Raw genomic sequence first — 23,881 nt, forward strand, 5'->3', positions numbered from 1 at the left:
ATGTCCTGACTTGTGCATATGCTGGCCGTCGTGACATACATGGGAGGGGAAATGAGCAAGACGGCGCTGACGGTGGCGGTGTCCGCCCGGGCACTCTTCGACTTTGAAGAGGAAGCCCGGCTGTTCAACCCGAAAGATTGTCGGCCCTACTGCCAGCGACAGAAGGACCGGCTGGACGTGCCGGCAAGGCCAGGCGCCGCGTTTCCATTGGTCAAGAAGCTGTTGGCCTTTAACTGCAAAGGCTCAGACGATGTAGAGATTGCCATCCTCTCCCGGAACGACCCTGTCACAGGCCTTCGGGTGTTCGGCTCGGCCGCATATCACGAGCTGGCCATTGAAAGGGCCATCTTTACCAGTGGTGCGGCTCCGCATCGTTATCTGGGGCCTCTTGGAGCGAATCTCTTCCTGTCTGCCGAAGCCAGAGATGTACGTGCCGCGATTGCAGCAGGTTTTCCCGCAGCGCGAGTCTTTCCCGTTTCAACGGCGGCGGTGCGCAATCCGGACGAGCTGCGCATTGCATTCGACGGCGACTCCGTGCTTTTCAGCGACCAGGCTGAGCGCGTGTTTCGGTCCATGCATCTCGAGTGCTTCAATGAGCATGAGATGCAAAATGCACTTAACCCTCTCCCGCCCGGTCCGTTGAAGCCATTCCTGGATTCGCTGTGCTGGCTGCAGGCTCAGCGCGTGGCGCCGGTTAAGGTACGTACTGCCCTGGTGACCGCACGCAGTGCACCGGCCCATGAGCGGGCCATACGAACGCTTATGTCATGGGGCGTGACCGTCGACGAAGCAATGTTCCTCGGCGGACGGCCAAAGACGCCTTTCCTGACAGCCTTCGAGCCGGATATTTTCTTCGATGACCACGAGGACAACTGTGAATCCGCCTCGCGGCACGTCGCGACAGGGCATGTCCCCTATGGTATCAATAACGAATTGGAAGCGATTGCGATATGACAGTGCAGCCGAACGCATTGAGTCAAGCCGTGGAGTGGCTACAGCAGGCGGACAGCTTGCTCATTACAGCCGGAGCCGGTATGGGCGTGGACTCAGGCCTTCCGGACTTTCGCGGAGACCAGGGGTTATGGGCCGCGTACCCGGCGCTTGGCAGGGCCAGGTTGTCGTTTGAGTCCATTGCAAATGCACAGGCATTTCTATCCAATCCCCAGTTGGCATGGGGTTTCTATGGGCACCGCTTGGCGCTCTACCGCACCATCGAGCCTCACGCCGGCTTTGGGATACTGAAGCGCTGGGCTGACAGAATGCCCCAGGGCGCATTTGTCTACACCAGCAACGTCGATGGACAATTCCAGACGGCTGGCTTTTCCAAAAGTCGTATCGTGGAGTGCCACGGGTCTATCCACTATCTCCAGTGCTCAGAGCCTTGTTCCGAGGCAGTCTGGTCTGCCGACCGATTCATACCGGAAGTGGACGACGATGCTTGTCTGATAAAGGGCCCTCTGCCACATTGTCCGAATTGCGGGGCACTGGCCCGCCCGCACATTTTGATGTTCGATGATGTAGCGTGGCATACCGAACCCGTCGAACGACAACAGACGAGGCTGAACGCCTGGCTCGGCGGTTCCAGGCGCCTGGTTGTCGTCGAGGTGGGGGCGGGCACGGGGCTGCCTACCGTGCGGCGCTTCAGTGAGAGGCATGGACCTCGGGTCATCCGTATCAATGCCCGTGAGTCGGCTATCAACCCGAAGTTCGGGGTAGGGCTGGAAGGCCGAGCCGAAGAGATGTTGTGCCAGTTGGATGCCTACCTGGAGAGCGCTGGGCACTAGAATCTGAGCTTGCTACAGATTCAGGAATGACGCTCGTTGACGTCTTCTCCTGTCCCTGGAAACCTCTCCTTCCCTCGATAAGCTCGTGGCCGGCGAGGCGAGAACAGACTGGCGATGGTGGAGAGTAATATTCGTTCGAAAAGGACCACATGAGCGGGCTCGTCTTTAAGACCGGTGGCTGTCTGGAATATGTTCGTTGGGGACTCGACGAGGAAACGGGAGAAGAGGGGTACCTTCAATCCGAGGTGACAACAGATGCTGCTGCGTACCTAATGGATGCAGTGCGATTTGATGGTGAAATCTATCTCCGGGACATTTTCTCGCTGTTCGAGGTCAATCCCACATTGCTTCCGGTGTTTGCGCGGGTGTACGCAGCCGAATACCTGAAGGAGGCAAGGAAGAACCCTGCTTTGCCTTACACGGGTGACTACGACGTCGAGGGAATCGAGTACCTGGAACTCACGCCGGATTGGGAAAGAGATGGCCAGAGCGGTGAGCTTACGGTAAGCCATCGCCTGTCGATTGCCGGTGTCGGCTATATGCTGCGGGAGGATGTCGAGCTCAATGGCGGCATGCAGTACAAGGCAGGCACGAGAATCCGATGGTCAATCATGTACTGCCCGTTGGCAGAGCTTTTGAATTTGCCGCTGCGCTTCAATGGTCAGGTACCCCTCGCAGAAGACAACGGTGCTAATGAGGGCGGGCACCGAGGCGCTCTAACCTCCGTGGTCGTGGCGCCATCGCTTTCTCAGATTATCTACGGCGCTCTCTGGGAACTGTCGTTTGGCGGAGACCCTGCGCAGACTGCCGAGTTTGTTGACGCGCTGCTCGAGGCTGAGGCAGATGCGGACGGCTGGACTGATATCGGCGCAGAAGAGCTTCTTGGGCGCTTGGAAGCAAGAAAAGATAGCTGAGCGAACTCTAGTTGTCCCTATCGGCAAACTTCGCGTGGGGAAGTGCGCTGCTACCCCTGCCGAAGTGGGGTGAGCGAGGTCTCGAAGTTTGTCGTAATGATGTGATGGCTAGCTTCGCGACGAGAACGCTACCCGCAGTCTGTCTGCAATCCGCCAGTACAAACCAAGTAATGAATCGATGCCTGACTACAAGAAGCTCAATGTGATTTCGCTCAAAAACCACCCAGAACTGAACGAGCGCTGGGTGCAGGATTGTATTGCAGCGGACCCTGCAATTTTAGGCCTTGGTGACGTCTTTCTCCGCGACCGAGAACGGATTCATTCGCGCGCAGGACGTCTGGACCTGCTACTTCAATCTACAGATGTCGAAGCAAAGCAGCGATACGAAGTTGAAATCCAACTTGGTAGAATTGATGAGTCTCACATCATTCGAACCATCGAGTACTGGGACCTAGAGAGAAAGCGGAATCCCTCATTTGACCACGTTGCGGTAATTGTCGCGGAGGAAGTAACCAATCGCTTTTTGAACGTTATATCGCTGTTCAATGGGCATATTCCGCTCATCGCACTCAAGATGACCGCAGTTGAGTTGCCAGGAGGTGGGGTCTCTCTGCTCTTTACTACCGTACTCAATGTCTCGCGTATCGAATATGAGGATGAGGACGACGAGGGACAGTATGTTGCGACCGACCGCGCATATTGGGAAAGAAAGAGTACGTCCACAACGCTCGGGATGGCAGACCAGATGCTCGGCATCCTGCGAAAAGTAAATCCAAAGTTCGAGCTGCGCTACAACAAGAACTACATTGGTATTTCTGAGAATGGGGCTGCTAGGAATGCTGTCACTATGACGCCCCAGAAAGCCGGTCTTCGCCTACGCTTTCGAATTGAACAATCTTCCGTGACAGAAGAGATGGCACGCACGGCAGGCCTGGATATGAATGACTACAGCCCTCGGGGTGGCGGTACCTATCGGTTCACTTTGGCCCCAGGGGAAGTTGAGCGCAACAATGAAACGCTGCTAAAGCTAGCAACGATGGCGTGTAGCGAAGAATAGGAAAGTCCTCGCGAGGCATTTCGCATTGCTTGCCTCGTCCGCCAGTCTTGGCGGACGAGGGGTAGCGGTTGAGGCAAAGCTTGGGGCGAACTGCTTAACCTAAGGCTAGGACTGCAGCTTGCCTATCTGCGCGCTCCTGCCTCAACCTTATTCCTTGATGCCCATTGGTGCACACGCAGTAGCGCGTTTTGGTACGTCTGCCCATAAAACCAGCACGAACGGGTTGTGTCCCAGGAGTATGTGAGGCGACCGGTACTGGCGAGGGCAAAGTAAGGCTGTTCAGCCTTGACAAGAAAGCCGAATGAGCCATTATTCAGCGATTCCTCGACAAAGAACTTCACCAGTTCATCCAATGTACCGGGGAGGCATGTCGTGTCGAAATGTCTCACCATGGCATCTCTAACATTATCCAGTTCGGCGCGAAGGACATCGCTTGCGGCTGCTGGAAGCTCTTCTTCGAGAAGCATGAGCATTGCGTCGATGTGGTAGGAATGCACAAGTCGGACGCTCAGCGAATTGAAGGTCGAGCCGAGACGCTTTGAGGTGAGCTCGTCGGACATCTTCTATCTCCCATTAATTTGCATGTTCGGGAACGGGCGATGCAGCAGTGTGTGCGGCACGGAATCTGCTTCGGTGAGCCAGTGGTGTGGCCAGCACTCCGGGTGTGACCGGTCCCCCGGTACGAATGATTCAAGACCCGCCAGAGCATACTGAGTTTGCAAAGCCGCCTTCCAGGTTCTATCTCTTAACTTTCTGGCCAGCACGACCCTGGCTCCAAGGAGTTCACGCCAGTAAAGATTGCTACCGATGCGGAGTTTCGGTTCCATCAACGGCCCAGGTAGACGCCAGCGTCGAAATACGCTCGCCGTAGTCCGAGAAATGACCGACTTGGTATTCCATATTGTCCGGCAGCAGGAAGCGAGACTCTACGGCGAACTCTATGACGCGAGGCTTGAGAAGCATCAGTCGTATGGGGTAGCCGCAGGCACGTTCCAGCGCGGCACCGATTTGTATGGCCATGGTGGGTGTCACCAGCATGGCAAAGGTAACTCCGATGCAGGGCGTTATCCCGTCCCTGTAGAAATAGCCCTCGGTTGCCCCTACCTTATCGAGGACGGTGACGTAGCGTTCGATGTCAATCAGCTCGCCTTCCACTTCCGACTCTGCGTCGAAGTACTTCCACTGCTTCCAGCCATTTTTCAGTTTCATAGTCTTCTCATCGCTCTCGATAACCAACAGAGTAAATGCTCTTCCAGACAGTTCTTGTCTCAATGAACGGGAGGCCTTGACTAGGGCGAGCGATGGTGTGGCTGGTCTGGTACAAGGGCGGTCTTATGACGTCGTCAGTCGTCCATCTCACCCCAGGTGCCAGGGAACTCGTTCCACACCGCGGCTTCGGTATGGTTCTCCCAGTCAAGAATATGGCTGCCATCGTCGGACAGCATCACGGAGATGCTATCCCCCAGTTGACTATTCCTGACGTCCCCGACCAGTCCGGTCCGAGGGTTGGGGGCAATCATGACCTGATGTAGTGGTAGGTCGTTCAATTGGTACCGCACCGAATAACGTGCGGTACGCACGTAGTCGACTTGCAATGCGACCAAGATACCGGACTCTTTCGGCAAAGGTCTCCCTCCTGATTGACTGTTCTCCCTCTTGGGCGGCCTCGGCTGTGGACGACCGAGGAGGAAGGACATGCGCGCCATGGGCAATCGCCGTTTCGAGCGGTAGGCCCCCCTGAAGCGGCACTAGGGCTGCATGGATGACATCATCATCCACCCATCAGGCAATTGGTGTCTCAGAGAAGGGTGCCGCAATTTAGCTGCCATTTTCGCAATACATCGTGCAGTGCGAAGCAGCCTTGGGAGGCGATTAGGTGGACTATGCAAAGCGTTGAGACATTGAATGCCTCATGACGGTGAGATTATTCCGATGTGGGCCACGTCAAGGCTTATCCAGAGAAAGGAGGAATTCAGTATGGCAAATCGTCAAGAACTTCGTACCCCCACCGGCACGCTCATTGGCTATATCCAGTCCGACTCGACGGGGCGACTGACCGGGCGCACCGCGACGGGACGGACGGTCGGGTCGTATGACCCGAAGTCGGATATCACCAGGACACCGACGGGCGCCGTTTACGGGAAGGGGAACATGCTGCCTGTGCTCATTCAGATGGCACACTAACGCAGGTCCCTTGTTGCCAGCGGCGGTAAGGTCATGGCGCGAGGCACGGCCTAGCGCCCTCATGCATAGACTTCGCCGCTGCCTTAGCTTCGGCTGCGAATTCGTCGCGCAAGTTTGCGGGCTCCAGGACCTCCACGAAGGGGCCAAAGGAACGGAGCCACCAGCGCAGGCGCTCACTGAGAACGACTGTCCCGCACACGGTGACGCTACCATCTGGGTGGGGTTCAATGGTCTGGTCAAGCGACATTGGGGCTTCACAAACCGCATGGTTTCGTCCATTTGCGAATCGGACGACAAGTTTCACCTCCCCGCGCGGAAGGAAGTCGAATTGCCGCTCTTGCGCGATGTACTTCCCCAACGAGAAGTCCTTGGGGTAAGGAAAAGGCTCAGGGCAGACGCGGGCGCTCTGCATGCGGTCCAGTCGGTACATGGCGGCATCCGGCTTCGAGTCTCGCTTGGCCACCAGATAGACGAAGGAAGCCATCTCGACGAGGCCCAGCGGCATCACTGTCTGGGGCTCTGGCTTCTTTTCAGGGTTTGAGCGCGGCCTGTAGACCACCTCTAGTAGTTGTTCCGAGAACAGGGCTTCGGAGACCGGGTAGAAGATTGCTTCTCGGACGGCTGGGGCCAGAAGTTGAAAGCCATTGTCCACGGCGGCGACCTTCTTGTGCCAGTTTGCATGCCGACGTCCATCCAACGCCGTGCCCCGCATTAGGCGGTCCTCCGCGACGTCAAAGAGACCACCTAGTGCAGTCCCCACCAAAGTAGGGATTTGCAGGCCTGCGAAGCGTTTTAGCGTTTGCAACGCTAAGGCCTCATCGAAGGTCATCATCGCCCCGGCTTTGGCTGCGACGCCGCTGGCTCCCTCTTTCTTCTGCCATTCAAGAGCATTTCCAGCTTTGCGCTTCACGACGACTCCAGCCTCAAGTAATGCTTCGAGGCGCCGTTGTACGGTCTTGACATGCCGTATTGTCAGGCCACTGCGTTCCAGCGCATCCGCGACCTGAGGTGTAGTCATCCACCGCTGTGAGGAATGCTTCGTTGGAAGCATTGCAAGAATCGGAGAATCCAAGGGAGACATGAGCCAGCAGCAAGTCCTCGTATGAGACACAAAATGTCTCATGGCTGCGCTATGCTGGCAAGCTGCCCGGAGGTGATGGCAGGCCGACCGTAGACAGGGGGGATTTCCTAGGCTGAGTCTCAGGGCGGGTGGTAGCGGCGGACACCTGCCGCCGTGCAATCAGTGGGCTTCACTAGTGTTGGGGTAAGGGGAGCAAAGATGCAAGAGAAGAACGGGCGGCGACTATATTCCGCGTCGGACATCGTTTCGTTCCTGGAGTGCGAGCACAGCATCACGCTGGCGCTGCGCAACTTCACGGACCCGGTCCCCAAGAACCAAGAAGATGAGCAAGCCGAGCTCGTCGCCAGTAAGGGGATGGAGCATGAACGGCGATATGTTTCACGCCTCCGAGAGCAAGGCAAGACGTTTGTCGACGTCACTGAGGTGGGATTATCACCAGTCTCGCGAGCCGCGCGTACGCGAGAAGCCATGGAGGCCGGAGTGGATGTTATATACCAGGCCACCTTCGCTCATGGCGACTTCATGGGGTATGCGGACTTCCTGGTGAAGGTAAACAAGCCTTCGAAACTGGGCAATCACAGCTACGAGGTGGAGGACACAAAGCTGGCGAGAAGCGTGCGGGGGAAGTTCATCATCCAGCTTGCCTTCTACAGTTGGATGCTCGCCTGGACTCAGGAAGCCATTCCAGAAATGATGCACGTCATCCTGGGCTCCGGCCGTCGGGCGTCATATCGCGTGGCCGACTATGCGCGCTATTTGCAATCGGTCCTGTCTCGCTTCATGGCTCGGGTTCAAGTCGAGGCTGCTGACACCTACCCTGAGCCCTGTGAGAAATGTGCGCAGTGTCACTGGTCGGACTACTGTGCTGAGCAGCGAGAGAAAGATGACCACCTGTCGCTGGTGGCCAATATCTCCCGCGTGCAAATCAAGAAGCTTGAGGCTAATGGCGTCACCACCCTGGAAGCGCTGGCAATGCTCCCGGAAGGCCGCACGATTCCGAAAATTGCAGATGACACACTGACACGTATCCGCCAGCAGGCGGCTCTTCAGTTCCGTGCACGTAGAGAAGGTAGGCTGTATTACGAAATCCTGCCCACAAAGGAGGAGGGCGTGCGTGGCTTCGGGCGCCTCCCCGAGCCGAACGCCGGCGACATGTTCTTCGACATGGAAGGCAATCCTTTAGAGGAAGGGGGCCTGGAGTATCTCTTTGGGCTATGGGTCTTCGATGAGGGGCAAGGGAAATTCGTGGCCTTCTGGGCCCACAACCGCCAGGAAGAGAAGCTAGCGTTTGAGCAGTTCATCGACTATGTCGTGGCCAGGCTCAAGCAATACCCCGATGCCTATATCTACCACTATGCGCCCTACGAATCGACGGCACTCAAGAAGCTGATGTCGGTGCACGGCACCCGAGGTGTCGAAGTCGACAACCTGCTTCGCATGGCTAAGCTTGTGGACCTCTATCAGGTCGTACGGGAGGCGCTTCGCCTGTCGACGCCGAATTATTCCATCAAGTCGGTCGAGCACTTTTATCGAGGGAAGCGCACGGGTGAGGTTACCAACGCCGGGGCGTCCATCGTGTTCTATGAGCGGTGGAAGGAAACCCAGGATGCCAACATCCTTCAAAGCATCGCTGACTACAATCAGGACGATGTGGTTTCGACCTTTGAGCTTCGGCAATGGCTGGTTGGTTTGCGTCCGAGTGATGTCCCTTGGCTTAACCGACGGGGCCAAAGCGAGATGGAAGGCGCCAGGACCATCGAGTCACAGAACGAATACGAGGTCCGGCTTGATAAGTACCGTGACGCACTGCTCTCTGACCTTCCGGAGAAGGAGAGTGACTATTCCGATGACGATGCGCTCCGGAATCTGACGTTCCAGTTGCTGGACTTCCATCGGCGCGAAGCAAAACCGGCTTGGTGGGACTTCTTCCGCCGTGCGGAGATGACAGAAGTCGAGTTAATAGAGGACCAGGAGTGCATTGGGGGCATGGTGCTCGACGAGGCCAATCCGCCGGTGCTGGTAGGGCGCTCGATTCTGTATACATACCGCTATCCGGAACAGGAGACCAAGCTGCGCACGGGGTCGAGCGTGGTTGACGTGGCAACTGGAAAGTCCCTGTCAAATATCGAGGTCGACTCGGTCGCTCATGTTGTGCGCTTTACGCGAGGTGCAAGGGCGGAGGCGCCCGAAGCGAGGATGGCGATTGGTCCGAGCGGACCGATTGGAAGCAAAGAGTTGGTCGGGGCAGTCTACCGCTTTGCGGACTCTGTCATTGCCGGCGACAACAGCTATGCAGCTATCAAGAGTCTTTTGAGCCATCAGCTTCCGATGGTGGCTGGGCTGAATGGCGCGGCGCAGCTTGTCACGAAGGCTCAGGATTTGCTTTCGCAGGCAATCAACGTCATCCGGGGGATGCAGAATTGCACCCTGTTCCTGCAGGGGCCGCCAGGGGCGGGAAAAACCTACAATGGCTCGCGCATCATTCTCAGTCTGCTGCAGGCGGGAAAGCGGGTCGGTATTACCTCCAACAGTCACGATGCCATCAACAATCTCCTCGAGGGCGTCGCCAAGGCGGCTGGTGAGGCGAAGTTTGCGTTGAGCGGAGTGAAGAAGTCTAGTGGTGAAGGCCAGTTCGCCAACGTGGAGGGCATTGCTGATGTTACGAGCAACGATGCTGTGAGCCTCGAAGAGCACCAATTGATTGCCGGGACGGCATGGCTATTCTCCCGTCCGGAGTTTGACCAGGAGCTGGACTACATCTTCGCCGACGAGGCCGGTCAGATTAGCCTGGCAAACATGGTTGCCATCGGAACGGCTGCTAAGAATATCGTGTTGCTTGGTGACCAAATGCAACTAGGGCAGCCGACACAAGGCGTGCACCCGGGACGCTCGGGCGAATCGACGCTGGACTATCTGTTGAGCGGGGCGTCGACCATTGCGCCGGACCGGGGCATCTTCCTGGCAAAGACCTTCCGGATGCACCCGAATGTATGCTCCTTCATCTCCCAAGCGGTCTACGAAGGGAGACTTGAATCCGACGATTCGACCCACGGGCAACGCCTGGTGCTGGGTTTAGGAGCCCATTCTGCTTTGTCCCCGACAGGTCTGAGATACGTACCCGTCGAGCACGATGGGTGCGCACAATCAAGCCCTGAAGAAGTGGCGGTAGTTGCGGGTTTGGTCAAGTCCGCGCTTCAGCAGCGCTACATCGGCAAGAATGGGGAGACGTGTTCGATGACGCTGGACGATATTCTCATTGTTGCGCCGTACAACGTGCAGGTCAACGAACTGCGGCGCGCCCTTCCTGAAGGCGCGCGCGTTGGTACCGTCGACAAATTCCAAGGACAGGAGGCGCAGTTGGTCATCATGTCAATGACCACGTCCAACGGTGACTACGTTCCTCGGGACCTGGAGTTCTTGTTCAGCAAGAACCGCCTAAACGTGGCTCTCTCGCGGGCGAAGTCACTGGCAATCCTTGTCGCCAGTCCTGACTTGATGTCAGTTCACTGCAGGACACCTGAACAGATGGCCCTTGTGAACACGCTCTGTTGGGCTGTTGAGTATGCAACCCATGGGTCATGACTTAATATGCGCAACTGGGAACTGTGTCAAAGTTTGATGCTTAATTGCTGGGGCTAATAGGCGCGCGATTCGGAATAAGACGGCAAGTGGCCACCTAAAAGGTAAGAAGGGGGAGCAGGTATGATGGAACCGACAAGAGCTAATTTGCAGCGCACCATCGAAAGCAACGGTGACAAGACGCCTCTGCGGATTTTTTGCTCGGGATACATGCCTCATCCGAACCCAAGAATATACAAGTACTACTGGCGGGTGTTCACTCTAGATTCTCGGTGGGAAGGTACGAAGTTCTTTGAGAACACAACGCCTCTGTCGACGGCAGATTGCATGGAATTGCTGGAAAAGTATCGGGTTGAGAGCGTGCCATGCCTTATATACAGCTATCATCGGCCACGAGAAGGTGCAATCTTTGACAAGAATAGTGAGAAGTGGAAGGACGTATCATTTGCTCCATCATGGGATGATGACGTCGACCCTGAATGGCATGGGCATAAGTAGAACAAGATGAGTGCGCGCACGTTTTGTTGATAATATAAAGTAAAAATGAAGCTACTGAAAACAGCATCTGGCCAAGCGAACTTTGAGTACAGTGGGAATCCGGCGGTGGGTATCGAACTGCGCTATGGCGGCAGCGCGCAGAATGTCCACGTTAGCGCCGAGATTATCGATGCGCTTCTCGGTGAATTCGCAGCTAGACCTAATTCTGTTGTTGTCGGTACAAGTTTTACTAACCCACCACTTGGCAGCATCGGTGATTGGTTGAAAGAATATTTTGGACAGAATATTGCCTGCTATCTTGTGCCAGCATTCGAAGACTTGGGTCTGGGGGAGTACGACGGTTCGCGTAGGCAGTTTCGCTTCACGGTCAAGGTAGCCGAAATGGGCTCCGGCACCTCAAAAGAGGTGGCAACGCGGCGATACTTGACGGATAGCCTTGACGGCGAGTTGCTGGCGGCTGAAGCCGGGAAAGCGATGCTACGCACGTCCGCCGCAGTCTCAAGGCTACCTCTATCTCCCGCCAGAAGGATTGAGTGCACTCTCTCAGATTTCCAAAGTGCCGAAGAATTCCAGCGTTACCTGACCCAATGGGGGCTACCGACAGAGGGCGAGTTCGTTATCTACCGCTTTCAGACGGAAGGCGTCGGTGACTTCCATTCGGCTTTTCCCGAAAAGTCGGCTTGCTCCTACAAGCTGAGCCGAAAGAACGAACTGACGGAAGATGGCGTCACCCTTTACGTTGGAAGCTCTAGAGACTTCGCCAGCCGGTTGCAACAGCATTTTGGCTACGGATATGAGGGGACGTATGCGCTTCATTTGAAGCGCTGGGTACCGGAGCGACTTTGGCGCAGCCTGCTATTGGTTGAGTACTGGACTGTTCGTGACAGTGAGCGGGCGCGTCCTATCGTATTGCAGAGCGTTGAGGACTATCTATGGGACCATAGTCGGCCGATATTTGGCCGGCGAGGGGCTAGATAGGCACTCAATTGCCGCCAGGCGGAATGAAGGCCGCCGGTTCATTGTGAGAATAGCTTTCGTAAATATTACGATTGGGGTCAGACTTGATGGATTCGACGCAGGATAAGGGCGAGTTGTTTCAGCAGTTTGTGAGTGACCCACGGCTCGGAGATGTCATCGAGCAGATGAAGCGGTCAAACGACATATTCAATATTATATCTCCATCGGAGAATCAGCACTCAGAAATTCTGAAGTGGCTTTTCAATCCGAGAGAAGGTCACGGCCAAGGCGATGCAATTCTCAAGGACTTCTTGACGGCTGCATATTGGGCGGCTTCCGGAAATGTATATTCCAATCGGACGTTTTTCGAGTGTTGGACGCCAAGCCGCATAGCTGGCACAGGTTTTCATTCGATTTTCCTAATTCGCGAGTACGGCCTATCAAGCGGTAAGAGGCTGGACCTCCTAATGGTCGATACGGATAATGAGGTTCTCATTGTTGTAGAGAATAAGCACGGCTCTAGGTTCGGCGCCAACCAGTTGGAGGAATACTATGAGGGAGTGGCAAGCGAACTCCGCAGAAGGCCTGCCTTCAACGGTTTCAAGACCGCTTACATAGCATTAGACCGGAATCATGTCAGGCCCGAAGATGAAGGTGGGCGAGATAGGGCGCTCTCAAATCGCTGGGCCTACGTAGACTATCAGTGGCTCGAGGCTGGCGCGCGCCGAGCGGAAATGCAATTGCGTCGGGGCAATCAATCCGCGTCTTTGGTCATTGCATACTGCCAGAGGCAGACAGACTATGTGCCACCGGAAGAGGAACAGCTTGACGACAAGCTTGCACTTCTGGCGCAGGAGTACAGGCCGATACTTGACGACTTTCTTTTAGCCAGAAAGAAACATCTGACCGAACTGACGCCGGCGGAACTTAGGGGCGACTTTGGTGACATCTGGACGTATGCCAATCATCATTCGGAAATCGTCGATAGAATGATTGAAATGGAGTCGCTTGCCTTTGTGGAAACTGGTTTCAAAAAATCCCGGCCGGGGTTGGAGCTTGAATCGGTGTACGGCAAGCGATATGTGAGTTTTCATGAGGGTACATGGGGACCTCTCATGAACTCAAATGGTGATTGGGCTGTCTTAATCAGTGTTTGGCGGATGCCAAAATCGAAGTCGCCCACAACGGCGTACGGGATGGCAGTCTACTATTATCCCAAGAGCGTGCACGATGGTGTTGCAGAGCGCCTGTATGCCTCTCTATCGGACGAGTTTCCAGAGCTGAAGCGAGGTAGACAGGAAGCTTCGTACAGGACGTTGGGACGCCAGAAATTTGTTTCAGAAGGAGACCTCGGGGGTAAGCTCGAGAAGCTCTTTGAGCGAGCAAACAATGCCATCAAGATAGCGTTGGAGCGCTAATCGTAAATTGCTGTCATGAAATTTCCGTCGCTTTTGAGGGGCGACCAGGAAAGTGCTTCCCAATTGAAGGTATCTCAGGGTTTACCTCGGGACCAGAGAGGTGAGGATGGCGTAGCGCCGGTCGTGAGATGGACCGGACACGCCGCTGCGGACCACCGCATCCCGCAGTGTCCGACGGCAGAATTTCGCAGTGAGAGGCCTGGCAGCCGCCTTATCCATGGTTCCTGCTTGCCGTCTCCCACAATGAATCTCTTGCGGGCCGGCTCCCCCTTGGCGGTCCCCGGTTCTGGTCAGGCGATAGGCGGTCATATTGGTGTCGATGGTGGTCTGCACCAGGACGGCTCGAAAACCGTGCCGTGGCGGTTAGTCCCGTGCGGCTTGTTGATGCCGCGGAAGATGTCGGCGTGCCAGGTAAGGGCGTCCCGGGTCCTGTCGAGCCGGTTGTAGTTCGACTCGCCCACTTCCATCAACGCCGGCAACGTCAGAGCGAGCTTGTCGGCCAGTTTCCCATTGGCCGACCCCGGCGGCGGGCGACGGCGCCGACCCGCGGCACAGGGCGACGCGCGGCGGACGCTCGTGGAGCTGTCCGACCTGGCAGGTCTGACAGACGACGTGCAACTCATCATTGAGTAATGGGGCTAATGCTGCGCCCGAACTACCTGCATGCGTCACGGTGCGGCGCGTCAGCAGTTGCGCGCGGACCGAAATATCACATTTCACGATAACCCGTTATCATGCATAACGTTTCTTCCTCTCACGCGAACAGGAACGGGGAAAATTTTGGACGGAAAAAAAGAAACCGATGTCGCCCTGAAAGCTCAGGTAAATGCGGCTCTGACCGGCGCTGCCGTATCCAAAGGTGCTCAGGATTGGTACCAGAGGTTGGTCGAATTTTTGGCCGAGGTTAAGGCCGGGATTCCCGGCAAGCTCCAGGACGCCACCTTCCTGAAAAAGCTGTGGGACGACAATCCTGTCTCAGCCACGGGTATGGGCTCAGTCAAGATGGCGCCCGCACTAGCTGATGCTCATTTCCGAGACTGGTTTGCGGCCGAAATCACAAAGCTACTGCCATCGGACCCCGTGGCGGCGGAAATTCAACTTACGGCACTCTATGACGGACTCAGCGACCGCCTCAAGATTCTCTGCGGACGCACGCCCCGCTTGAAACTCAATCGTGTCCTGTGCGCTATATATCCCGAGCACTTCACCACGATTGCCGACCCCGGTAAGCTGCTATTCCTACATAAGGAGATGGGCGGGGCGACTAACGACCATCCTGTTAGAGCACACAAGGCCATTCGCGCCCAAATCGATGCAATGCTTGGGCCGGTCAACGATGCCGACCCTATCGACTTCATGCGGAGGATTTGTCTGCCATGGATGGTCTATGAGCGCATCGCCGATGATGGTCTTAGTGATGCTCCGGTTGACCAAACGGAACAGGCTGCATCTTTAAAGCCTTTGCCAGCAACACTGAGGCGGAAGGGACTTACATCTATAAAGGGTGGCTTCCAGACACTTCTGGGGTACCTTCCTGAACTCAGCGACGGCGTCACCAAAGACGAGTTCGCCGAACTCATCCGGCAGAGCAACCCTGAACTCGCGCCGAGCAGCCTCATCACCGGCATCAACGTCGTTTCACGAGAGTTTGACCTGTGCAAGCGCGATGGGGACACCTACCGACTCAGCGCGCGTGGTATCAACTTGCTTGCGACGCAAGACCCGGACGAACTGGCCGACCACCTGCTGACCAAGATTCTTGGCGTCGACCATATAGTGAAGGCGTTGGACACTGCTCCGCAGACGAAGGCCAACCTCATTGCATTGCTTCAGAAGGTACACCCTGGCTGGACGTCTGACTTTGCCCCAACATCATTGCTCGGATGGCTGACGAGCCTCGATGTGATTGAGTTCAACGATGCGAAGCAGTTAAAACTCACTGAACGCGGCAAACATTGGGCGGAGCTTGTCACCTGGAAACCTGAGAGCCTTCCCCTGCCGAAGGGCCCAATACCCGAGGGCAAGTCAAATCAAACCGAGGCCACGCAACTACCGGCGTTTGCCGAGCTATGGAAGCGCATTTCTGCGTTGGTTGCCGGAAAACTGGTGCTAGAGCAATCCCTGGTTGGGCAACTGCACGCTGGCCTCTGGTTTCATCCGGTTCGGCATTTCGCCGTGCTAACCGGTATCTCTGGGTCCGGTAAGACTCAGCTGGCCCTAAATTACGCTCAAGCGCTGTGTGACGTCGAACAGTACGACCACGACCGAGTCCGCGTGATTCCAGTCCAACCCGGTTGGTATGACCCGAGTCCCTTGCTCGGCTATGTCAATCCCATTCAAGACTCATCTTACAGGAGCGCGCCGTTCCTTGACCTGCTGCTGCGTGCAGTCTGCAAACCCCGAGCAACCCTACGTAGCCATCCTTGACGAAATGAACCTCTCACATCCGGAGCAGTACCTGGCACCAGTGCTGTCCGCGATGGAGACATCCGGATGGCTGGACCTTCATCAACTCAGCGAGGACACCACGCCCATCCCGAGGCGCGCGCGCTATCCAGCCAACCTGGCCATCATCGGCACACTGAACATGGATGAGACCACGCATGGTCTGTCGGACAAGGTGTTGGACCGTGCCTACACACTTGAATTTTGGAATATCAGAGTCCAGGACTTCCCGGGCTGGGCCTCTACCAAACTTGCCCCAGAGCTAAAGGAGAAGACTCGGGCGCTCCTCGCGGCCCTGAGCGAGGCACTCGCGCCGGTACGCCTGCATTTCGGCTGGCGGACAATTAACGACGTGCTGGATTATCTCGCGTTCCAGTCTGCATTCTCGCCAACGGAGGCAGCCGCGCTTGACAATGTTGTGTACGCGAAGGTTCTGCCGAAGTTGCGCGGCGAGACCTCTGCCAAGTTCCAGAAGGCGCTGCAAGACACGTATAAGGTTCTGGTGGACAATGGGCTTACCAGGTGTTGCGAAAAGGTGAAGCGTTTGCAGGAGGACCTTGTCGCAACGGGGTCAGCCCGTTTTTGGCGATAGCTTCGAGGGTGCGCGGTGTTACTACGCATTCGAAGGGCCGACGCGGAAAACAATGGTGCCTGGGCTGAAATCCAGGCGCATCAGGTTCATGCGGGGCTGACTGAAGACACGGACTACATGCTGTGTGTTGGGCATCCCGATGCTCGAGTATTTGTTGATGATGTCGAGCTACGCCGTGACCACTCATCGCTGTTCCGGTGGCGGCCCAGCTTCTACGCGGGGATGGTGGCGGCAGAAGTTGTGCTGCCCAGCGCAGTTAGCTATCAATACTTCTTGGACGTCAGTCCGAGCCCTTCCAAGACCGGTCAAACCGAGTTCGATGCGATGGTTGCGGATATTAGGGCTTTCGACCAGACCCTGCTGAGTGGGACGTCCTCGGCGACCATGTCGTTTGGTCGGGACGGAAACACGGCCAGGTACGAGACAGACATTCTGCTCACCCGCCTGAGAGCCTACGGACCATCGTTCCTTGACGCCGTCGAGACGATTGGGCGTTCCCCTCATCGGTTTCTATCTGCAGACACCCAGGTTCTTCCTCTTTCACGGGTAAGGCGACTGCATCACACATCCCTGCAAGACCGGCGGCTAGCAGCTATCGCCACGGGACGGATTCTGAGCGCGGAGTCGATGGATTCGTTCCAAGTCAATAGTCGTACCTCTGCACCAACGTTCGACACGCCAGCCAATCGCTCACTGCTTGCGCTGCTACGGCGCTTTCGAGCCGCCGTCACATCTGTATACGAAAAAGTCCAGGCTTTGAAGCTTGGAAGCCCTTCAGACGAGCAAAGTTTGCGCTGCGAGCGGCGATTGCGGGACTTGGATATCTTGGAGCAGCGCACACAGCAGCTGTTGTTTGCACCATTCTTTCGCGAGGTCACGTGTGGCCAGATATCGGCTGCCGGTCTGACTCAAATCGCTGCCCAGCCTGCGTACAGTCGGGCCTACAGTCTTGGTTGCCGCGCGCTTGTTACCGCGGTAGAAGGAGACCATGGCAGCGACCTGCTGCATATCCCGCCCTCTTGGGGAATCTATGAGACATGGTGCTACCTTTGCGTGACACAGTGCGTCACCGCAGTCACTGGCGCAATACATGTTGAGGTAGCAGCCAAGGCCGTTTCAGCTGAACGTGCCCTGCGCTTTGACCTTGATGAAACACGGTGGCTCGAAGTCCTGTTTCAGGCCACGTTCCCAGCTATCAAGGCATCGAATACGCGAATTGGGTGGAGCTTATCAAGAGAGCGCCGACCAGATATCGTGCTCGTTCACTACGGACCGAACGGGCCTCGGGCGCTCATCTTCGACGCAAAATGGAGAAGCGGACGAGAGAACGTACTCGATGCCATGGAGTCTGCACACATCTACCATGATGCGCTGAGAGTGAACGGCGTCGCGCCCGCACTCTGTTTGTTGCTCCTCCCCGGGCAAGCCTCGGTTCTTGAACTGGAGCAGGATGTGTTTGCCGCCGTGCACCGTGTAGGGACGATTAGTTCTGTGCGAGTTGACGGGGGCGGCAAAGCGCGTATCAGCGAAATTCTCAAGGAGTGGCTCGCCAATGAGTGAGAACACAACCGCGAACGTTGAGTGAGGAGAGGCGTATGTTCGAAGCAGTGACACAGAAGGAACTTCGCGCGCAGATGGAACAGCATCTCCTGATGGTGGAGGAGGTGCTTGGGGGCATGGACCAGTTCGTCCAAGGCTTGGAGAGCCGTATCGCGCGGATAGAAGAGGCTCTGGGACTCGAGCCAGAAGGTATCTCCGCTTCGGGCTGGGTTGCGGACCTGCAGAGGTTGAAGGTCGAGGTGGCCAAGTTGCGTCAACTGTAAATCCGAGCCATGACATACCAGCCCTCGTTTCAACTACGCACGTTAGCGGACAGGTACTGCGGCAAGCGGGATATCCCGCCCGGAGAAGCGTTCCAGTGCGCCTTCATTCGGTTTGCGCGAAACAGTCGAGAGTCGCTGTTGGACCTGACTGTCGCAGTTGCATCGGTGGAGATAGCAGCTGGCGATGGTCCCGATGATGTGGACCCTTTGTTGTTGCGAGCAATTTACGAGACCAACCCATCGCTCACGGAAACTCATCTTTTCTCCCTGAGTGGTGACGCGTTGCAGGGAGCGGTAAACACGGCAAAAGGCAAATACTTCGAGTATTTGGTTGCTGACCGCTTGAATGCGGGCATGCAGGTTGGTCCCCTCTTGCTCCATGACGGGCAGACCGCGTTGCTGGCCGAATCGATGACGCAGCCGGGATGGGATTTGCGCATCGTTGATAAGCACGGTGCTGTCGTCGGGTACCTTCAACTCAAAGCGACTGACAGCGTTGGCTACATTCACACGGCGCTCGAACGCTATCCCGACATCCGGATTCTGGCTACCAGTGACGTGGCTCACAGCGGCCTGGTTTGGGATAGCGGCATCTCCGACGAGATGCTCCGAGAACATGTGGGGGACGCCGTAAGCGCTGCGGATACGTCAGTGACTCAACTGTTCCTTGACCACTTCCATCCACTGTTGCCGCTTGCGGCGATTGTTGCGCATGAAGGGTACAGGTTGAGCATCGGTGCTCAATCAATGGATGCATTCAAGCTGGCGCTGGCCCGGCGCAGCCAGCGCATCGCGGTCACTCAATTGATTGGGGCGACGGTCTATGCGTTGGGTGGCGGCCATTGGTCCATTCCTGTGGCGTTTGTCGGCGGATTGGCATTTGACCGCACTATCAATCAGGCAGCCCTGACGGCGGGCTATGAGTCGCACCGAGAGCGCCTATTGGCGCTGCGGTTGCTTCAACAAGAACGGGAATTGGTAAGGGAGCCGATATGAGCTTCTTGACGAGACTGGCGAATGGGCTGGGGACAGTGCTTGGTGTGTTGCAAGACACGGCAACAACGGTCATTGAGCAGATTCGGCAAGGCTACGAGGATTTTCGGAAGCGCGGAGGCCTCACACAAACGCAAGCAGTAGATGACGCTCAGAAGAGGCGAGCGAGACTGCGCGATGTCAATGATGAAATCATGGACCTGCGCAATCGACGGATGAGTCACGGGACGCTTTCCACCCGGGAACGGGCGCGATGGGAGGTGCTCAGGGAGGAGCGAGCAGAGCTATTGGATGCCCTAGGTCAGGCGAAGGAGGTCAACGCCGCCGAGAAGATTTTTGCGTCAGAGGAGTTGATTCAGAAGGTTGAGGTCGACCTTGATACCACTCACGTTCTTCAGTACAACGCTTTTGCAGACACTCTTGGCAAGAAGTGTCCGAAGTGTGGGCGTCAGATGAAGCTGCAATGGCAGCGCGACTTACGCGTGGCACGGCCGGGCGACTTCTTTTGGGGATGCACGGGCTGGTACGTTCAAGTCTCCGGCAAGGGCGCTTGCAGCCACAAAGAAAGACTGCAGCGCGGTGACTACGGACTGATGACCGATGTGTCGGCTCCTGAGTTCCAGATGACCGCTGATGAGTTCAACCAAATCATTACCAACCCCCGTGCAGAAAGAATCATTTCAGACCGCCTCCAGGCCGTGCGCTCCGATTTGAACGCGGGAGGGGAGGGAATCGAGTTGGCGACGTGCCCAGTCCACGGCGAGCACATGGTGTTGAGGCAGAAGGAGAATCCGGTCGGGCTATTAGATACGTTCTTCCTGGCCTGCCCTTACTGGCAACGTGGTGGCCAAGGGTGCTCGTTCGTTGAGAAGTTGAAGTCCGGGCCCCAGCTGGCTGCCCTGTTGAAGTCGCAGACAGGAGCAGGAATTCTCTGACGGTTAGGCCTCACATCCATCAACTACTGCAGAGCCGGCGGTGCGCATTGTAGTGTCGCACTGCAGCTTGTTTGTCGCCGCGCAGTTCACTCAGACGAGCCAGGTTGAAGTGGGCGTCAGCGTAGCCCGGATTCAGCTCTAGGCATTTTCTGTAGCTGCTTGCAGCGTCCACATCGCGAGAACGTTCCACCAGTACCACGGCCCGGTTGAAATGGAGTTAGCAATCGGCCGGGAAGTGTTCCGGGGCTATGTCGAACACAGTCAACGCCTCCGCACCCGCCGCAGTGGCGGCATTGTGTTTGCCAAGGGATAGAGAAAGGTGACCTCTTTGGAATCGGGATGCTTGCCCAAAGTCGCAGTCTGGCGTGCCGCAGCGGGAGGATGGGACTCAAGTGCGAGTCTTGAGTCGAATCGACGTAGGAGATAGCACTTCTGCGACCATTAGAGTCATTTCGGGCAACGTCTGAAACCGCTGACGGAGGGCCGGCCCACCAAAGATGCGTGGAGAACTATTCGGGTTGGCGCTACGATTAATCGTACCCAACATGGGCTGTTGCTCATCACCGAAAAAGATTTCCACCGTATCGCCATCAGCCCCCAGCAGTGGGGACGAGGCGATACCACTATTGAAGAAGCCTGTTTTCCAGTAGGTGGGCTGAAGCTTGAAGTCGAATGTCCCTAGCGCCGCTTCAACGATTTCGGCTTGTGCTGCTTCCACAGCGCGTTCTTCTCCGTCCACTTCCCCTGGCGCGCCTAGGGTCTCAGTGCATCCTTGCTTCCGGCGGCCTGCAGTCATATTCCATTCTGGGCTCAGTGTCCGGATGATGCTGTCTTCCAGGCCAGCGGCGAGGTTCAAGTGGAACGGGCCATAGTGCATCAGACCGCTGTCCGGGAGTGCATAGACCTCGACGGTCGCCCCAGCAGATACCAGCTCATGAATGCGCTGGCGGACTCGATAGTTGGTCCTTGCCGAGGGGCCGGGGGAGACATACCCTGCCATCCGCTCTCGAAGCATCTGAGTGGACTTGCCAACGTACTTCACCTCGCCATCGCAGACAAACGCATAGAGCACGTTTCGCTGCGTACCGTGCTGCCGAATGGCAATACGCAAGCGGCCATCGTTAAGCAGCCAATGTCCAGCAACCTGAAAACCGATTCCCAGTAGTCTGTTCATGCCTGCTCGTGGTCATGAGAGTTAGAACAGGCCAGTCTATCCGGGCTGCTCGGGCGTGGGTATTCGTCCAGTCATCGGAGTAAAGCCCATACCTCGAAATATGCATTATGGCGCACAATCAAGGGGGCCACTGTGGAATGAAATCGGTCATGCACGAAATCGGCCTCCCTCCAATTGGGTGATGGCTTTCTGAGAGGGCAAAATGTATGGTGGACTGCTATACAAACGCCAACGCCGTCTATGGAAGCTGAAAAGACTGTGGCCCTGAGCTTTCGGGTTACTCCCACGATGAAGCGCAAGCTCGAGGCCGCCGCTGCGCAAGAGCGCAGGAGCCTGACCAATATGTTTGAAGTCTTGGTGGACGACTTTTGCCGGACGCACGGCATTAGCGATGATGAGGTTGGGAGCCAGAGAAAGGCTGTTTCTACGGGGAAAAAGAGGGCATGAACGGAACAACAAAGATATTGGAGGCGCTTCATCCATCACTTGCCAGCCTCCATGGTGTACCCCTGTACGTGTTCCTTTTTGTCGCTCTGCTGACGGTAGCATTCCTGGTTGGCTACGCATACAAGGGAACCCAAGTCTGGTGGCAGATTTGGTCGACGCTGCGGGCAATTCGAGCGCTCCGCAAGGACGAAGGTGCTCCCGACCCCGCCGAAGTTGGTCGTGCGTTTCGGTGGGAGCCACTCAAGCACCTCTGGACCGAATATGCCGACACGCTGCATGAGTTGCGTGTGGCAGGCTCAGGCGCCGCCGCCCTTACTGAAGTCCGTGCGACCGTGCCCGCCGAGTCGATGTTTACTCGCGAGGTGCTGGTTGATGGACGTATGTTCGACGACTTCACGCGGCATCTTCCCGGTGTGCTGACCGGGTTGGGCATCATTGGCACCTTCGCGGGACTTTTGGATGGCCTTCAACAGTTCAAGCCGACCCCCATTGAGGATGCTGTAAATGGTCTGGGCCCATTGCTGCTTGGTGTTCAGCATGCCTTCGTCGCTTCGGGGACGGCTATTGCTTGCGCAATGCTGGTGGTCTTCATAAGTCGTCTCCTGTTGGCCTATCTTTATCGGCTGGTTGAGCACCTCACTCATGCCATCGACAGCCTCTACTCGACTGGCGCGGGTGAGGAGTACCTGGCCAGATTGGTCAAGTCATCGGAGCAAAACGCTACCAGCACCGCTCAACTGAAGGACGCTCTTGTGGAGGACCTCCACAAGATGATGACGAACCTCGTTGACCGACAGATTGCTGCCCAAGAAGCATCGACCTTGGCGCTCGGTAAGCACATCGGCGAGTCTATTTCCTCTGCCATTGCGGAGCCGATGAAGCGCGTTGGGGAGGCTATGGAGGTGACGGCCCGCGGAAATGGCGAGCAGGTCAACTCGATGCTTGAGACGCTGCTCACCGGATTCATGGCCAAGCTGGAAGATACTTTCGGTGGTCAAATGCGCGGCATCAACGAACAGATGCAGAGGTCGATGGATTCGATGTCCGCTGTTCAGTCGTCGCTTCAGGGACTTCTTGCCGACATCAAGCAGACTAACGAGCAGGCCGCCAATCAAATGAGCGGCACGCTTGAGGACGCTATGAAGAAAGCTGCGGACAACCAGCAACTCCTCACGGACCAGATGCGCGAGTTCGTTCAGGACTTCCGGCGACTGGTGACCGAGGAGCAGCGCAAGTCCAAGCAAGCCATGGACGAGGCTGTGATGAAAGTTCTCGGCGAAGTGGCTGTTGCTATGGACAGGCTCGAAGGCACGCGCAAGGCCGCAGCCGCAGAGGAGGCCGGAAGAAATGACCGGCTCGCTAGCCAGACCAATCAGCTGGTCGGCGGCTTGACGACACAGGTGGAGACATTGCTGGGCGCCGTTTCGGAGCAGGTCGCGAAAACTCAACAGAACGTCGACGCACTTGGAGTGGTATCGCTACGGGCAATAGATGGCATGAATCAAGGAGCGTTGACCATGGGCTCCGCAGCTCAGCGCTTCGAGACCGCAGGTGGTGCGGTGTCGGCCGTGTTCGAGCGTTCGACCAAAGTCGCAGACACGCTGTCTTCCGCTGCTGCTTCGTTGCAGGCTGCATCGACCGCGGTGCAGCGTGGGTTCGAGCAGTACGATTCGACCAGGAAGACCGTTGACACTCAAGTAGCTGCTCTTATGGGGCTCATCGAGACAGTCAAGAGGGAGGCTGGTGTGTCCCAAGAGCTTGTTTCCAGCATCACGGCGAGTGCCGAAGCGATGCGGAAGTCAGAGCAAGAGGCTCGCCTGCACTTGGACCAAGTCAACGCCGCGTTGGTGAAGGCATTCTCCGACTTTGGTAATTCCCTGGTCAGCCAAGTGAAGTCCACGATTGCTGAGACCGACCGCCATCTCGCGCAGGGCACTGGGCATCTTAACGGGGTCGTGCAGGAACTTGCGAATGCCGTACAGCGCATGAAGAGGGACTGA

The 23,881-nt window shown here is 56.6% G+C and carries 20 protein-coding genes; 14 read left to right on the plus strand and 6 right to left on the minus strand.

The genetic code is table 11. From position 1 onward, the window contains the following. The first annotated feature begins 51 nt into the window (after nucleotides 1-51). The 4 genes from AC1Z3O_RS24780 to AC1Z3O_RS24795 all read left to right on the plus strand — a co-directional run bounded on the left by AC1Z3O_RS24780 (nucleotide 52) and on the right by AC1Z3O_RS24795 (nucleotide 3,755). Complete coding sequence (locus AC1Z3O_RS24780; RefSeq protein WP_483518508.1) at nucleotides 52-954, plus strand: 5'-nucleotidase; 903 nt, start codon at nucleotides 52-54, stop codon at nucleotides 952-954. 80 nt (nucleotides 955-1,034) lie between these two features. Then, nucleotides 1,035-1,784, plus strand: coding sequence for an SIR2 family NAD-dependent protein deacylase (locus tag AC1Z3O_RS24785; RefSeq protein ID WP_483521968.1), 750 nt, complete (start codon nucleotides 1,035-1,037; stop codon nucleotides 1,782-1,784). Nucleotides 1,785-1,933: 149 nt separating this feature from the next. Beyond that, a complete protein-coding gene (locus tag AC1Z3O_RS24790; RefSeq protein WP_483518509.1) occupies nucleotides 1,934-2,698 on the plus strand; it encodes a hypothetical protein in 765 nt (254 codons plus the stop codon). Nucleotides 2,699-2,876: 178 nt separating this feature from the next. Further along, nucleotides 2,877-3,755, plus strand: coding sequence for a hypothetical protein (locus AC1Z3O_RS24795; protein WP_483518510.1), 879 nt, complete (start codon nucleotides 2,877-2,879; stop codon nucleotides 3,753-3,755). 122 nt (nucleotides 3,756-3,877) lie between these two features. Here the strand turns inward: AC1Z3O_RS24795 and AC1Z3O_RS24800 are convergent, their stop codons facing one another. The 4 genes from AC1Z3O_RS24800 to AC1Z3O_RS24815 form a co-directional block, all read right to left on the minus strand. Further along, on the minus strand, nucleotides 3,878-4,315 hold the full coding sequence (locus AC1Z3O_RS24800) for a hypothetical protein (protein ID WP_483518511.1): 438 nt from the start codon (nucleotides 4,313-4,315) through the stop codon (nucleotides 3,878-3,880). A 241-nt stretch (nucleotides 4,316-4,556) separates the two neighbouring features. Beyond that, nucleotides 4,557-4,964 carry a hypothetical protein gene (locus AC1Z3O_RS24805; protein ID WP_483518512.1) on the minus strand — a complete coding sequence of 136 codons (408 nt, stop codon included), beginning with the start codon at nucleotides 4,962-4,964 and terminating at the stop codon, nucleotides 4,557-4,559. 134 nt (nucleotides 4,965-5,098) lie between these two features. Beyond that, on the minus strand, nucleotides 5,099-5,380 hold the full coding sequence (locus AC1Z3O_RS24810) for a hypothetical protein (RefSeq protein WP_483518513.1): 282 nt from the start codon (nucleotides 5,378-5,380) through the stop codon (nucleotides 5,099-5,101). A gap of 590 nt (nucleotides 5,381-5,970) precedes the next feature. Beyond that, nucleotides 5,971-6,957, minus strand: coding sequence for a helix-turn-helix transcriptional regulator (locus tag AC1Z3O_RS24815; RefSeq protein WP_483518514.1), 987 nt, complete (start codon nucleotides 6,955-6,957; stop codon nucleotides 5,971-5,973). A gap of 261 nt (nucleotides 6,958-7,218) precedes the next feature. Between AC1Z3O_RS24815 and AC1Z3O_RS24820 the strand changes: the two genes are divergently transcribed. From AC1Z3O_RS24820 to AC1Z3O_RS24860, 9 genes are all read left to right on the plus strand, one after another. Beyond that, nucleotides 7,219-10,602 carry a TM0106 family RecB-like putative nuclease gene (locus AC1Z3O_RS24820; RefSeq protein ID WP_483518515.1) on the plus strand — a complete coding sequence of 1,128 codons (3,384 nt, stop codon included), beginning with the start codon at nucleotides 7,219-7,221 and terminating at the stop codon, nucleotides 10,600-10,602. A gap of 540 nt (nucleotides 10,603-11,142) precedes the next feature. Continuing rightward, complete coding sequence (locus AC1Z3O_RS24825) at nucleotides 11,143-12,075, plus strand: GIY-YIG nuclease family protein (protein WP_483518516.1); 933 nt, start codon at nucleotides 11,143-11,145, stop codon at nucleotides 12,073-12,075. Nucleotides 12,076-12,161: 86 nt separating this feature from the next. Then, entirely contained in the window at nucleotides 12,162-13,472 is a 1,311-nt protein-coding gene (locus AC1Z3O_RS24830) for a PDDEXK-like family protein (protein WP_483518517.1), read from the plus strand. Between the two features lie 780 nt (nucleotides 13,473-14,252). Then, the gene (locus AC1Z3O_RS24835) at nucleotides 14,253-15,899 is read left to right on the plus strand and encodes a hypothetical protein (protein ID WP_483518518.1); all 1,647 of its coding nucleotides are present in this window, start codon (nucleotides 14,253-14,255) and stop codon (nucleotides 15,897-15,899) included. Between the two features lie 4 nt (nucleotides 15,900-15,903). Beyond that, entirely contained in the window at nucleotides 15,904-16,509 is a 606-nt protein-coding gene (locus AC1Z3O_RS24840; RefSeq protein WP_483518519.1) for a hypothetical protein, read from the plus strand. Between the two features lie 15 nt (nucleotides 16,510-16,524). Continuing rightward, on the plus strand, nucleotides 16,525-18,069 hold the full coding sequence (locus AC1Z3O_RS24845; protein ID WP_483518520.1) for a DUF2357 domain-containing protein: 1,545 nt from the start codon (nucleotides 16,525-16,527) through the stop codon (nucleotides 18,067-18,069). Between the two features lie 35 nt (nucleotides 18,070-18,104). Further along, on the plus strand, nucleotides 18,105-18,332 hold the full coding sequence (locus AC1Z3O_RS24850) for a hypothetical protein (protein ID WP_483518521.1): 228 nt from the start codon (nucleotides 18,105-18,107) through the stop codon (nucleotides 18,330-18,332). 138 nt (nucleotides 18,333-18,470) lie between these two features. Continuing rightward, a complete protein-coding gene (locus AC1Z3O_RS24855; RefSeq protein WP_483518522.1) occupies nucleotides 18,471-19,328 on the plus strand; it encodes a hypothetical protein in 858 nt (285 codons plus the stop codon). Further along, nucleotides 19,325-20,260 (plus strand): hypothetical protein, encoded by a 936-nt coding sequence (locus AC1Z3O_RS24860; RefSeq protein WP_483518523.1) that lies wholly within the window; start codon nucleotides 19,325-19,327, stop codon nucleotides 20,258-20,260. Before AC1Z3O_RS24855 ends, AC1Z3O_RS24860 begins: the two co-directional genes overlap by 4 nt. A gap of 19 nt (nucleotides 20,261-20,279) precedes the next feature. Here AC1Z3O_RS24860 and AC1Z3O_RS24865 read toward each other — a convergent pair whose 3' ends face one another. Further along, on the minus strand, nucleotides 20,280-20,459 hold the full coding sequence (locus AC1Z3O_RS24865) for a tetratricopeptide repeat protein (RefSeq protein ID WP_483518524.1): 180 nt from the start codon (nucleotides 20,457-20,459) through the stop codon (nucleotides 20,280-20,282). Nucleotides 20,460-20,648: 189 nt separating this feature from the next. Beyond that, the gene (locus AC1Z3O_RS24870) at nucleotides 20,649-21,434 is read right to left on the minus strand and encodes a GIY-YIG nuclease family protein (RefSeq protein WP_483518525.1); all 786 of its coding nucleotides are present in this window, start codon (nucleotides 21,432-21,434) and stop codon (nucleotides 20,649-20,651) included. Between the two features lie 443 nt (nucleotides 21,435-21,877). Between AC1Z3O_RS24870 and zorA the strand changes: the two genes are divergently transcribed. Further along, nucleotides 21,878-23,881, plus strand: a complete 2,004-nt coding sequence (gene zorA, locus AC1Z3O_RS24875; RefSeq protein WP_483518526.1) for an anti-phage ZorAB system protein ZorA — start codon at nucleotides 21,878-21,880, stop codon at nucleotides 23,879-23,881.

The sequence above is a fragment of the Cupriavidus sp. 09_S30 genome (assembly GCF_056930435.1).

Coding starts and splice junctions, on each gene's coding strand:
- AC1Z3O_RS24785 (WP_483521968.1), top strand. CDS start 1,035: ATGGGCGTGGACTCAGGCCTTCCGGACTTTCGCGGAGACCAGGGGTTA.
- AC1Z3O_RS24790 (WP_483518509.1), top strand. CDS start 1,934: ATGAGCGGGCTCGTCTTTAAGACCGGTGGCTGTCTGGAATATGTTCGT.
- AC1Z3O_RS24870 (WP_483518525.1), bottom strand. CDS start 21,434: ATGAACAGACTACTGGGAATCGGTTTTCAGGTTGCTGGACATTGGCTG.
- AC1Z3O_RS24820 (WP_483518515.1), top strand. CDS start 7,219: ATGCAAGAGAAGAACGGGCGGCGACTATATTCCGCGTCGGACATCGTT.
- AC1Z3O_RS24840 (WP_483518519.1), top strand. CDS start 15,904: ATGAACCTCTCACATCCGGAGCAGTACCTGGCACCAGTGCTGTCCGCG.
- AC1Z3O_RS24830 (WP_483518517.1), top strand. CDS start 12,162: ATGGATTCGACGCAGGATAAGGGCGAGTTGTTTCAGCAGTTTGTGAGT.
- AC1Z3O_RS24850 (WP_483518521.1), top strand. CDS start 18,105: ATGTTCGAAGCAGTGACACAGAAGGAACTTCGCGCGCAGATGGAACAG.
- AC1Z3O_RS24815 (WP_483518514.1), bottom strand. CDS start 6,957: ATGACTACACCTCAGGTCGCGGATGCGCTGGAACGCAGTGGCCTGACA.
- AC1Z3O_RS24780 (WP_483518508.1), top strand. CDS start 52: ATGAGCAAGACGGCGCTGACGGTGGCGGTGTCCGCCCGGGCACTCTTC.
- AC1Z3O_RS24800 (WP_483518511.1), bottom strand. CDS start 4,315: ATGTCCGACGAGCTCACCTCAAAGCGTCTCGGCTCGACCTTCAATTCG.
- AC1Z3O_RS24825 (WP_483518516.1), top strand. CDS start 11,143: ATGAAGCTACTGAAAACAGCATCTGGCCAAGCGAACTTTGAGTACAGT.
- zorA (WP_483518526.1), top strand. CDS start 21,878: ATGAACGGAACAACAAAGATATTGGAGGCGCTTCATCCATCACTTGCC.
- AC1Z3O_RS24795 (WP_483518510.1), top strand. CDS start 2,877: ATGCCTGACTACAAGAAGCTCAATGTGATTTCGCTCAAAAACCACCCA.
- AC1Z3O_RS24860 (WP_483518523.1), top strand. CDS start 19,325: ATGAGCTTCTTGACGAGACTGGCGAATGGGCTGGGGACAGTGCTTGGT.
- AC1Z3O_RS24805 (WP_483518512.1), bottom strand. CDS start 4,964: ATGAAACTGAAAAATGGCTGGAAGCAGTGGAAGTACTTCGACGCAGAG.